Source organism: Prevotella falsenii DSM 22864 = JCM 15124 (assembly GCF_000613945.1).
Taxonomy (GTDB): Bacteria; Bacteroidota; Bacteroidia; order Bacteroidales; family Bacteroidaceae; genus Prevotella; species Prevotella falsenii.
On sequence record NZ_BAJY01000015.1, the window covers coordinates 49,442 to 61,696 of the forward strand.

At 42.5% G+C, this 12,255-nt stretch carries 11 protein-coding genes and 1 pseudogene; 2 read left to right on the forward strand and 10 right to left on the reverse strand.

The features are described 5' to 3' along the window. Positions 1–228: 228 nt before the first annotated feature. The 7 genes from JCM15124_RS07240 to ffh form a co-directional block, all read right to left on the reverse strand. The gene (locus tag JCM15124_RS07240) at positions 229–777 is read right to left on the reverse strand and encodes a 2-oxoacid:ferredoxin oxidoreductase subunit gamma family protein (RefSeq protein ID WP_024998881.1); all 549 of its coding nucleotides are present in this window, start codon (positions 775–777) and stop codon (positions 229–231) included. A gap of 22 nt (positions 778–799) precedes the next feature. After that, positions 800–1,570, reverse strand: coding sequence for a thiamine pyrophosphate-dependent enzyme (locus JCM15124_RS07245; protein WP_024998882.1), 771 nt, complete (start codon positions 1,568–1,570; stop codon positions 800–802). A 19-nt stretch (positions 1,571–1,589) separates the two neighbouring features. Then, a complete protein-coding gene (locus JCM15124_RS07250; protein WP_024998883.1) occupies positions 1,590–2,675 on the reverse strand; it encodes a 3-methyl-2-oxobutanoate dehydrogenase subunit VorB in 1,086 nt (361 codons plus the stop codon). A 3-nt stretch (positions 2,676–2,678) separates the two neighbouring features. Continuing rightward, the gene (locus JCM15124_RS15185) at positions 2,679–2,912 is read right to left on the reverse strand and encodes a 4Fe-4S dicluster domain-containing protein (protein ID WP_084608951.1); all 234 of its coding nucleotides are present in this window, start codon (positions 2,910–2,912) and stop codon (positions 2,679–2,681) included. 13 nt (positions 2,913–2,925) lie between these two features. Next, positions 2,926–3,105 carry a tetratricopeptide repeat protein gene (locus JCM15124_RS07255; protein WP_024998884.1) on the reverse strand — a complete coding sequence of 60 codons (180 nt, stop codon included), beginning with the start codon at positions 3,103–3,105 and terminating at the stop codon, positions 2,926–2,928. 85 nt (positions 3,106–3,190) lie between these two features. After that, positions 3,191–4,075 carry a bifunctional methylenetetrahydrofolate dehydrogenase/methenyltetrahydrofolate cyclohydrolase FolD gene (gene folD, locus JCM15124_RS07260; RefSeq protein WP_024998885.1) on the reverse strand — a complete coding sequence of 295 codons (885 nt, stop codon included), beginning with the start codon at positions 4,073–4,075 and terminating at the stop codon, positions 3,191–3,193. A gap of 42 nt (positions 4,076–4,117) precedes the next feature. Then, positions 4,118–5,470 (reverse strand): signal recognition particle protein, encoded by a 1,353-nt coding sequence (gene ffh / locus JCM15124_RS07265; protein WP_024998886.1) that lies wholly within the window; start codon positions 5,468–5,470, stop codon positions 4,118–4,120. Between the two features lie 217 nt (positions 5,471–5,687). Between ffh and JCM15124_RS07270 the strand changes: the two genes are divergently transcribed. Further along, positions 5,688–6,590, forward strand: a complete 903-nt coding sequence (locus JCM15124_RS07270) for a DUF4339 domain-containing protein (RefSeq protein ID WP_024998887.1) — start codon at positions 5,688–5,690, stop codon at positions 6,588–6,590. 580 nt (positions 6,591–7,170) lie between these two features. Here the strand turns inward: JCM15124_RS07270 and ligA are convergent. From ligA to JCM15124_RS07285, 3 genes and pseudogenes are all read right to left on the reverse strand, one after another. Beyond that, positions 7,171–9,143: pseudogene (gene ligA, locus JCM15124_RS13705) on the reverse strand (NAD-dependent DNA ligase LigA). 9 nt (positions 9,144–9,152) lie between these two features. Then, positions 9,153–9,818, reverse strand: coding sequence for a B3/B4 domain-containing protein (locus JCM15124_RS07280; protein ID WP_024998888.1), 666 nt, complete (start codon positions 9,816–9,818; stop codon positions 9,153–9,155). After that, entirely contained in the window at positions 9,809–10,204 is a 396-nt protein-coding gene (locus JCM15124_RS07285; RefSeq protein WP_024998889.1) for a (deoxy)nucleoside triphosphate pyrophosphohydrolase, read from the reverse strand. Before JCM15124_RS07285 ends, JCM15124_RS07280 begins: the two co-directional genes overlap by 10 nt. Before the next feature lie 166 nt (positions 10,205–10,370). Here JCM15124_RS07285 and nhaD point away from each other — a divergent pair, with 166 nt between their 5' ends. Further along, positions 10,371–11,753, forward strand: a complete 1,383-nt coding sequence (gene nhaD, locus JCM15124_RS07290; RefSeq protein WP_024998890.1) for a sodium:proton antiporter NhaD — start codon at positions 10,371–10,373, stop codon at positions 11,751–11,753. Positions 11,754–12,255: the final 502 nt, after the last annotated feature.

Here is a 12,255-nt window from a genome sequence, read left to right on the forward strand (position 1 = left end):
TTCTATAACTACGCTGCAAAGTAATAAAAAATTACGCAAACAACCAAATGTTTTTGCTGAAAAGTGTCGGAAAAGTGCGTTTTTAGGTATAAAATGGGACGAATTGCTAAAGAAAATGTTTAATTAACTGTTTAATTAAGAGTTCTTTGCATAATTAAATGGATATAAAAAGAGACCCTTTTAGCATTGCTGCCATGGGTCTCTTATTGAATTTAGAAGTAACTAATGTTACTTTTGCACTTCTGTAATAATGCTGCCACCAACTTCTACGGCTTCCATATTTAAAGGAATTAGGTGGTGGTGGCGTTCGGGCAAGGTCTTAAACAATGCTTTGTTTAATCCCTCCATACTTATAATAGGACAAACTTTGAGCAGTCCGCCCAGTACAATCATGTTGAAAACCTTAGAGTTTTTCATCTCAGCCGCTTTGTTCATAGCATTGATGCAATAAACCTTTATATCGGTTCGAACAGGTGGATTCAGTATTCCAAATCCATCATATATAAGTATGCCGCCCAGTTTTACCTTTTCTTCAAATTTTTCGAGCGAAGGTTGGTTCAGCACAATCGCTACATCATACTTACTTAAAATAGGAGATGATATGCGTTCGTCGCTTACAATGACTGTAACATTTGCAGTTCCGCCACGTTGTTCTGGTCCGTAAGCGGGCATCCATGTTACCTCTTTATCTTCCATAAGTCCCGAATAGGCTAATATTTTTCCCATAGAGAGAACGCCTTGCCCTCCGAAACCGCTGATTATAATCTCTTTCTTCATAATGTAAATGCTTTAAGTTGGGTTATATTCCCGTTTCATCTTTAAGGTCGCCCTTTTGGTAATGGGGGAACATATTTTCGCGCATCCATTCGTTGGCTTGTACCGGAGTAAGTTTCCAACCACTATTGCAAGTGGCTACAATTTCAACAAGCGAGCTGCCTTTGCCTAACATACTTGCCTCGAAAGCCTTGCGAATGGCTTTCTTTGCTTTATTGATAGATGCAACGGTATCAACACTTTGTCGGGTAACATAGCAAGTACCTTCCAATCGGCTGGCTAAGTCGGTCATGTTGAGTGGATAACCGTGTATATCCGGAGTTCGTCCGAAGGGACAAGTAGCTGTTTTCTGACCTATCAAGGTTGTTGGTGCCATTTGACCTCCGGTCATTCCATAGATTGCATTGTTTATGAAGATGATTGTAATGTTCTCACCTCTGTTGAGAGCGTGTATAGTCTCTGCTGTTCCGATACAAGCCAAATCGCCATCGCCTTGATAGGTAAATACCAATCGGTCCGGCCAAAGTCGCTTAATTCCGGTGGCTACTGCAGGTGCTCTTCCGTGTGCTGCTTCTTGCCAATCGATGTCAAGATAACGGTAAGCAAATACTGCACAACCGACAGGACTTACTCCAATTGTTTTTTCTTCCATACCCATGTCGGCAATTACCTCTGCTACGAGCTTATGCACAACACCATGTGAACAACCCGGACAATAGTGCATTGTAGTGTCGTTCATCAGTTTGGGCTTCGCGTACACCAAGTTTTCCGGTGAAATTATATTATTTGCTGCCATTGGACATTCCTCCGATTTCTTATTTTATAAGTTTATCTTTTAGTGCTTCTACAATCTCTTCCGGGTCTGGAACGATACCGCCCAATCTTCCAAAGTGTGCTACCGGAAGGGCACCATCGATAGCGAGCTTCACGTCTTGAACCATTTGACCTGCATTAATCTCGCTTACTAATATTCCTTTCTTGCCTTTTGAGACTTCGACAAGCTCTTTACTTGGGAATGGCCATAGAGTAATAGGGCGGAATAGTCCAACTTTCAGACCTTGTTCGCGTGCCAACTCTACTGCTTTTTCGCCAATACGGGAAGCACTACCGAAACTTACAATGATGTAGTCGGCATCTTCACACATACTTGTTTCAAAACGTGTCTCGGTTTCTCGAATGGTCTTATACTTCTCTTGTAAGTGTAAGTTTCTCTTTTCCATTACTTCCGATTTCAGCTCAAGCGATGTAATGATGTTAGGCTCACGTCCTACTTTACGACCCATACTTGCCCATGGGCATTCTTTTTCTATTTCTTCTTCTGTACGGCGTGGTTTTATTGGCGGCAATACAACCTTTTCCATCATCTGCCCGATAACTCCATCTGAAAGAATCATTGCGGGATTGCGATATTTAAACGCCAGTTCAAAAGCCAAATCTACAAAATCTGCCATCTCCTGAACAGAGTTTGGTGCTAATACAATTACATTGTAGTCGCCATTTCCACCGCCTCTTGTGGCTTGGAAGTAGTCGCTCTGACTTGGCTGGATAGTGCCCAAGCCCGGTCCTCCACGTTGTACATTCACGAAAACGCCCGGCAATTCTGCACCTGCCATGTAGCTGATACCTTCTTGCATCAGTGCTATACCCGGCGAAGAAGAAGACGTAAGTACACGCTTCCCTGCACCTGCACCACCATAAATCATATTGATAGAAGATGTTTCGCTTTCAGCTTGCAAGACAACCATACCTGTTGTCTCCCATGGTTTCAGTAATGCGAATGTTTCAATTATTTCACTCTGTGGGGTAATAGGATAGCCGAAATATCCATCTGCACCACAACGTATGGCAGCGTGCGCTATGGCTTCGTTGCCTTTCATTAATGTTACTTCTTGTTCTGCCATTCTTTATTCCTCCACTCTTTTTCTGTATACTGCGATACAACCGTCCGGACACACTGTTGCACATGCTGCGCAACCAATACACAAGTCTGCGTGTGCAGCTTCAACGTAAGGGTATCCGTGGATATTAACTTTTTTCTGAGCTATGTCTATCACATCTTTTGGACATGCAACAATACACAATTGGCATCCTTTGCATCTGTCGGAGTTTACGACAATTGCTCCTTTTATCTTGCTCATTGTTTTTGTATTTTTAAGGATTGTAAGCGTCCTTGTTGTAAAAATTGAAGATGTCGTCTAACATTTTCTTTGCTTCCAAGGCGGGAGAGTCCGGGTCGAGCTCTATTGCCTCTAAATAACAATTCATTGCATTTTTAAAATCGCCTTTCTTTCTGTACTCATTGCCCTGTCGGAAATATTCTTCCGCGGTCATCATAATTCCTCCTTCCGTTTATAGTTTGTTTATGTTATAGTCAGGTGGGAAACTAAATTCCCCACCTTTTATTTATATAGTTGTTTTATTTATAGTATTCCTTCTTGCCTGCTGCAAGTGTGTTTTTCATCAAGGAACAGATGGTCATCGGACCTACACCACCCGGAACAGGGGTAATGTAAGAGCATTTTGGTGCAACTTCGTCGAACTTAACGTCGCCTGTCAAGCGGAAACCGCTTGGTCGAGATGGGTCGGGAACGCGGGTTGTACCTACATCGAGCACGACAGCACCTTCTTTTACCATATCAGCTGTAACAAATTCGGGTTTGCCGATAGCTGCAATGATAATGTCGGCTGCCAAGCATTCTTCCTTCAAAGTCTTTGAATGCGAATGGCATACGGTAACTGTTGCATCGCCGAAATGCTTCTGCATCATCAGCTGTGCCATTGGTTTACCTACGATATTGCTTCTTCCGAGGATAACACATTTCTTTCCTGATGTTGGAATGTTGTAGTGTTGAAGCAGGGTCAGCATACCTAATGGTGTAGCCGAAATGAAGCAAGGCAAGCCAATAGACATACGTCCAACATTGATTGGGTGGAAACCATCGACATCTTTGCGATAGTCTACTGCCATTATAATTTTCTGTTCGTCGATGTGTTTGGGCAATGGAAGTTGCATAATAAATCCATCAACATCATCGTCGTTATTCAATTTGTCTACGCAAGCGAGCAATTCTTCTTCGGTAACGTCGCTTTCAAAACGAATCAGCGAAGATTTGAAACCGCAAGCCTCGCAGGCAAGCACTTTGTTCTTAACGTAAGTTTCGCTTCCGCCGTCGTGTCCTACGAGTACGGCTGCGAGATGTGGCTGCTTTCCGCCGGCTTCTACGATTTTGCGTACTTCTTCCGCAATTTCCTTTTTAATAGCTGTTGCGGTAGCTTTTCCATCGATAAGTTTGTAATCCATAAGGTCTTGAACTGTAGGTTTAATATTGTTTTTATTTGTGTATTATAGTTTAGGCATCTTTGACATACCGGGCATATTCTTCATCTTGCCCATCATTCCTGCCATCTTAGAGCCTGTTACCATTTTCATCATCTTGCGTGTTTGCTCGAATTGTTTTACAAGTCTGTTCACCTCTTGTATATTTGTGCCCGAGCCTTTTGCAATGCGCTGACGGCGAGAGTTGTTCAACACTTCCGGGTTAGTTCTTTCCTTTGGTGTCATACTCTGTATGATGGCTTCTATTCCCTTGAAGGCGTTGTCGTCAATATCTACGTCGCGAATGGCTTTTCCTACACCCGGAATCATTGCAGCAAGGTCTTTCAGATTACCCATCTTCTTGATTTGCTGTATCTGGTTGTAGAAATCGTTGAAGTCGAATTTATTTTTCTGAATCTTCTTTTGCAGTTTTTTAGCTTCTTCCTCGTCGAATTGCTCTTGCGCACGTTCAACAAGCGAAACAACATCGCCCATTCCCAAGATGCGGTCTGCCATTCGGTTGGGGTGGAAAACATCGAGTGCTTCCATCTTTTCGCCTGTACCGATGAACTTGATAGGCTTTGTTACGACTGTACGAATAGACAGTGCAGCACCGCCACGCGTATCGCCATCGAGCTTTGTGAGCACAACTCCGTCGAAATTCAATCTGTCGTTAAATTCCTTTGCCGTATTAACTGCGTCCTGACCCGTCATCGAGTCCACGACGAACAATACTTCATCAGGGTTTACGTGGTTCTTCAGACTTTCTATTTCGTCCATCATTTCGGCATCAACCGCCAATCGACCGGCGGTGTCGATAATGACCACATCGTTGCCATTTGCCTTTGCTTCCTTGATAGCATTCTCTGCAATGGCATTCACGTTCTTGTTTTCAGGTTCGCTATATACAGGTACACCTACCGATTCTCCTACGACCTTGAGCTGCTGAACAGCTGCAGGGCGATATACGTCGCAGGCTACGAGCAGCGGCTTCTTGTGCTCTTTCGTTTTCAGCAGGTTTGCTAATTTGCCCGAAAAGGTAGTCTTACCCGAACCTTGCAAACCGCTCATCAAGATGATAGCAGGCTTGTTTTCTAATTTTAGTCCTACGGCATCGCCGCCCATCAATTCTGCCAACTCGTCGTGAACGATTTTCACCATAAGCTGTCCCGGCTTTACGGCTGTCAATACGTTCATGCCTAAAGCCTTCTGCTTTACAGTGTCGGTAAACGATTTCGCTACCTTATAATTGACGTCGGCATCTAACAATGCCCTACGAACATCTTTCAGCGTTTCCGCTACATTTATTTCCGTAATCTTTCCTTCACCCTTCAATATTTTAAAGGAGCGGTCAAGACGGTCACTTAAATTTTCAAACATTATATTATAGTGTACTTTTTCGAAATATATGCAAAGATAATAAATAAGGTAAATAACAACAAAAAAAAGCGTAACTTTTTTTTCATTGTTCATAGTTTTTATAGTCTGATGAAAATCATTAACGAATAAAAATAAACTGAAAACCTTGCTTGTTTTGGAAATAATGTATAATTTCGCACCCTGTAAAGATTGATATTTTAAAATAGTGTCAGAAGAAATGGAATATTATATTAATATTGATAATGAAAAGCGGGGTCCTTATAGCATAAAGGAACTTGCCGAACGAGGTATAGAGGCTACTACGTTGGTGTTGCCTGTCGGCTCGAACGACTGGACGCCTGCATGGCAAGTAGAAGAGTTGCGGGTAATATTAATGGGAAACCTGAACGATAATGCTCAACAGGTTGATAATAAAGACAATGTCTTAGAATGCGAAGCGGTTGTAGATGGTGCGCCTATTAATGAAATTCCCCACGTGGAAGCCCGACCCATAGAAGATGCTTATGTTGCAGAAGCCACCCCTGAAAAGCGCAAAAAGCAGCACGGCTGCCTTATCGGCGTTTTGGTTTCGCTTGTAGCACTTGTTTGTTTATTAATCTTTACTTGTCCTTCGGCTGAAGAACATAAGCGGGTCTTGTCTGATGTTGTAGCCTCTACGGTGAACGATGCTGCTACCGAAGTAGCTGAAGATGCGGGCAACGACCTCTTTTTGAAAGCATTGCAGACAGTCAATGATGTGTTTACAAAGAAAGTTGTAGCCACAGCCATGGACAATTTAATAAGTGTTGATAACTATTTCGTGTGTTCGGTGGGCAGGGTTCACTTTGGCGGAAAGAGCTATATAGTTTCGTTAGGCGTACTTAATCATGTGTTCACACTGAATAAAGAACAACTGAAATCGGCAACGGAAAAATATTATAAAAAGGCAGGAATAGATGTTCAATCAGACCTTCAAAAAGAAGCCGAAAAGCTACTGAAAGAGAATGTGATAACTCCTGCTGCCGATAAGATTAAAGAGATGGCCGGTTCGGTAGTCGATGAACTGCTTGATGACTTAGGATTTTCGTCGAAACGCAAGTCTTCTGATGCAAATTCGGACTTGCCGGAAGATTCTATTTAAATAGGAAAATACAAGTTTTGTTGAGTTGTAACAGGAGGGTGAGTTTCTCCTTTACCCATTCAGAGCGTAGATTTGTATGTGTATGCGCATGATTTATCACATTCCTGACGTCCAAGAAGTCGCAATGTGAAGATGAGTAACATAGTAAATCAACCCCTACGGCAAGGCAATTGTCCGTGCATAAAAACGGGGTGGAAAAAGTAGGAAACAGCGTTGTTTTTGTAAATATAATTTCTTTAAAAAGTGCTAATTGCGCTTTGACGTTGCGAAAGCGTAGGTTTTGCAATGCAAAACAGCCGCTTTTACCGTGCAAAACCTACGGTTTTGGAATGCAAAACAATAGGTTTTGTAATGCGTTGGTAATAAATAAGTTAGCCAATAATTATGTTTGTGAAAAATCTTTACGGATTTTTCACCTTTTTCCCGCCCACAAAACGAGTTGTTCACGCTTAGTTTCTCTGTTCCGAAATATAGCTTATAGGGCTACTGCAATACCTTTTGTAGTAGGGATATAACAAAATACCACCATCAACAGATATGTTTTTATCTGTGATGGCGGTATTTTTATGCTTTCCGACTTTTAATTGTTTGTGAATTTATTGATAAAGTCTTCTTCCGAAATAATGTCTATTCCAAGCTGCCGTGCCTTTTGGTTTTTGCCCGACGTGCTGTTTATATCGTTGTTGATAAGGTAGTTTGTCGATTTCGACACGCTGCCCGTAACCTTTCCGCCTTGGCTTTCTATGTAGCTTTCAGCTCGTTTCGGTTCTTGTAATGGTGCACATCGCCCGTAACAACAAAGGTTAATCCGTTGCACAGAGAACCTTTTTCGGTAGGTGCAGGTTGTACGATTTGGAGTTCGGGGAGCAGATGCTCAACAATGTTTTTGTTTTTCTCGTCTTGCAACCACTTCACGAAACTTGTGCTTTTTTCGGGTCCAATGCCCGAAATAGTAGAGAATACAGCCAAGTCGGTGGCGGTTTGTGCAGTTGAAATAAGTTCTGACAGGGGATAAGCTGAAAGCAAACGTGTGCAAACATCTTGTCCTACGAGTGGAATAAACAGCGCGTACAGAAAGTTTTTAGCCTCTACGGTTCTTGCTTTCTCTATCGATTTCAGCAGATTTGAAACGCTTTTGCTGCCAAAACCTTCCATTGTGCGAAGTTCGTTGGCGTGTTTGTCTAAATGAAAGAGGTCGGCATACTCTTTCACCCAACCGAGATTGATGAACTTTTGTACCGTTTGTTCAGAAAGTCCGTCGATGTTTACTCCTTCTTTTGAAACAAATCGGGCAAACTTTTTCAGTTGTTTTGCAGCGCAGTCAGGGTTGGTGCAATGCAGCGTCTTGGTGGCACTGCTTTCGCTTTCCACCACCTCTGTGGCAGCTTTGCATACCGGACAGATGTGCGGAATGGCGAGTGTGCCGACGGTTTCTGTAACATTGATAACCTTTGGAATAATCTTGTTGGCTTTTATCACTTCGATTTTAGTGCCCTTGTCGCCTATTCCGAGACGTTCACACTCCGATATGTTGCAGAGACTTGCACGTTTTACGGTTGTGCCTTCTAAACTTACAGGCTTGAAAACAGCAACGGGCGAGATGGTTGAAGCTGCGCACGACCATTCTATATATTCCAATTCGGTTGCCGCACTCTCGTCTTGCCACTTGAAAGCATAGCCTGCCCGTGTGGCGTGGTGCCCTGTAACGCTTCCCGAAGTAGCATATATTGTATCGTCGTACGAAATAACCAGACCATCGACGGGGTAGTCGAAGGTGTTCAACTTAACTGTCCATTTCTGTATAACCTCGTCTATGTTTTCCTGCGTAGGGTGGTTTATCTGTTCGTGTTCTACGGTTTTAAAACCTAATTGCTCCAAAAAATCCATTTGTTTTCCCCACGAAACAATATCCTCGTCGGTGTGAACGAGCGTGAAAGGTATCCAATGAATGTGTCTCGACTTCACGGTTTCAATGTTTTTCAGCGTGAGCGAGCCCGATGCAAGGTTGCGTGGGTTGGCGTATTCTTCGCCCATTTCCATGTTGAACACGTTGAAGTCGGAGTAGCTGATAATGGCTTCGCCGCGGATAACGATGTGTTCTGTGTTGTTAATCTGTGGCAGAATGCCTTCAATGGCACTTGCAAGATGCGTAATATTGGTACCGATGTGTCCGTTCCCACGCGTTACGACCTTCGACAATTTGCCATTATCGTATGTAACAACCAAGGTCAGACCGTCTAATTTCCACGAAAGCCAAATGGGTTTGCCCTCTGCCCATTTTGCGAGTTCGGCTGTACTCTTTGTCTTGGCAAGCGAAAGGGCAGGGTATTCGTGTTCTTCCTTTTCGCCCGCTATGCTATCTGCGCTCACGTTGGCAGTTGGTGAGTCGGGTAGGATAGTGCCCGTTTCTTCCTCCAAACGTTTCAGTTGGTCGAAAGCAGCGTCCCATTCGTGGTCCGACATCATTTCTGCCCGACCGTTATAATACATATCGGAAGCCTTGTTGAGTTTATCAACAAGTTCCTTCATCGTTGCTAATTTATCTTCTTGCATTGTTTTTACCTATTTATATATATGGTAAGAGCCACCGTCGCTTTCGCAGAACTTTTGCAAAAGCTGTTGAATGAACTCCGCATTTTGTTTTACCGATGCTTCGTTGCCGTCGTATCCGTTGATTAATACCAGCAGATGGGTGGTGTCGATGGTTATCTTTGTGCGTTCGTGGTCGGAAGTCGGTGTGCCCACTCCGCCTATTTCGTCTCGATAGACAGGCAGTCCGTGAATGTTTATCATACCTCGTCCGATGCCCTCGTAAGGTTCTCCTTCTTTGCCAATGCCCAATGTAAGCGTGTTGCCTGCGAACTTGTCGGCGTCAAAACCGCCAATGCTGTAACCGAATGCCATGGAGGCAAGGTTGATAAGGTCTACCAATGTATCTATCTGATAGAGGGCTTTCCCTTGCAACACACGCCTTATAAGAGCTTCAGATGCAGGGCGATAGCGCGAAGGGTCTTTGCCACAAACACGGTAAATACGCCGAGTGGCGGCAATGCCCGATATGTCTTTCAATGTTTCGGTGGTAAGTTCGGCTTTGAATTTCTCTTCAAGCGTGTTTATTTCGTCCCAAAGCGGTTGGCTGTACTGCGAGTTTTTCACTTTGGCTTCAACACAAGCACCTACAAAATTAGGACAAACGGTTTCTATTTCGTTGCTTACTATTATTTCCATATCTCCTTTATAAGCTCTTTATCGGCTGCCGTCCACTCTAAAGAATTGAATTCCTTTTGCTTCAACCATTTAGCATCAATATGCGCAAGGAGCTTGAAATCGTAGTTACGCGCCATACAGTCGTATGCTGTAAGCGTGATGATGAAGTCGGGATATTCGTAGGTTACGCTTCCTAATTGCTCACCAACGTATATGTCCCAATCCATTTCTTCCTTTATTTCCCGGCGTAAGGCTTCGTGGTCGCTTTCGTTCGGTTTCACTTTTCCGCCCGGAAACTCCCAGCGTTCAGCAGTATATGCGGGAGCTTTTCTAAGTCGCTGCGTGCAAAGATATTTATATCCTTTACGGATAACTGCACAAACTACATTTATTTGTTTCTTTTCCATAACACAGTATTTTGCTACAAATATACTATAAATAAACCAATATTCGAGTATTTTCTGTAAAAATATCGTGCTAAAAACTTTCCACTTCATATCTTTTATATAACTTTGTGGGCGTTTTAGAAAGTATATCATTTTTATTTATCAATTAAAAAAATAAATCAAAGAAATGTCTACATTAACAATCGCGATTATCATCGTTTTTGTTCTGGGCTACGCATTGATAGCCACAGAGAGCTTAGTGAAAATAGACAAGGCTGCCATTGCTTTGTTGATGTTTGTATTTTGTTGGACTCTGTATATGTTCGACCCTGCACCATTTGTTCAGTTGATGCACGCCGGAAACGCATCAGAGTGGACAGGCAACATTACAGAGTTTGTTAATAAGCTCATTGTTGAGCACTTGGGCGATACCGCTACAACCTTGTTCTTCTTAATGGGAGCGATGACAATAGTTGAAATTGTAGACCAAAATGGCGGTTTCAACTGGGTGAAGGACGTCATGAAAACGAAGTCGAAGCGTGGATTGTTATGGCGTATAGCTTGTATGACTTTCGTTCTGTCGGCTATTTTGGATAACTTGACTACAAGTATCGTTATGATAATGATACTTCGCAAGCTCATTAGCAATAAAGAAGACCGTATGGTTTATGCGGCATTGGTTATCATTGCCGCCAATTCGGGTGGAGCATTTTCGCCTATAGGCGATGTTACAACGATTATGTTGTGGAACTCCGGTATGATTACAGCAGCAGGAGTTATCAGCGAAATCTTCATACCTTCAGTTGTTTCCATGGTTATTCCTGCATTTATTATGCAATATATGCTCAAAGGCGAACTTGCCATTTCGGCTAAAACGGAAACAGGAACTGCCGAATTGGGTGAATTTGGAAGTAAACAGCGAAAGACAGTTTTTATAGTTGGTGTGGGCGGTCTTTGCTTTGTTCCAATCTTTAAGTCGATAACCCACCTGCCGCCGTTTGTTGGTATTATGCTCGTATTGGGTGTATTGTGGACTGTAACCGAATTGTTTTATCGCCATTTGCATCGTTCAAAGGGCGATGGCGTGAACTTTGCAAAGCGTGTAACCAATCTTTTATCGCGTATAGACATTTCTACCATTTTGTTCTTCCTTGGTATTTTGATGGCAGTTGCTTGCTTGGAAGAGATTGGCGTGCTGATGAATCTTGGCAAATCGTTAAATACGATATTCGATGAGAACCACTATGCTGTAACAGGTATTATCGGTGTACTTTCTTCTATCGTAGATAATGTGCCTTTGGTAGCCGGAAGTATGGGTATGTATCCTATTCAAGCTGCGGGCGATATGGCTGTTGATGGAATTTTCTGGCAGTTGCTTGCTTATTGCGCAGGTGTTGGTGGCTCTATGCTTATTATCGGTAGCGCAGCCGGTGTTATCGTTATGGGCTTGGAAAAGATAACATTCGGGTGGTATATGAAGAAGATTACTTGGATTGCTTTCATAGGTTATTTGGCAGGTATTCTGTCTTATTACATCATTCGTACATATATTTTCACAGCTCCATTGTAAGGAAAAATAAAGCAATATATAATGAGCCGCCATCAAGAAAGAAAATTTCCACCTTGATGGCGACTTATTATATATAGGTTTTTGTAATTGTTATATTGTATCATTCTTCACTTCTTATTCAACATTTTTTATTCGAAAGCAGTGAGAGGTTTTCTGTTTAATCTTGTAAAGATAATTCCGTTAAAAAGTGATATAATTGCTTTGGCGTTGCGAAACCGTAGGTTTTGCATCGCAAAATCTACGGTTTTACCGTGCAAAACAGCCGCTTTTGCAACGCAAAACAATAGGTTTTGTAATGCGTTGATGGAGAGATAGTTGCATAATAGCTATGCTTGTGAAAAATGTTTACATATTTATTGTCTCCTTTCCGTTTATAAACGACGTGAGTTCGGTGTAAGAATTTGATCACGAAGAGGCTTCACTTCTTCTTGATTACAAGCATATTAAATCATAACCGGTTCTTTTTTAAGTATCTTAAGAAGTAATATGCCGGCATAAGAAT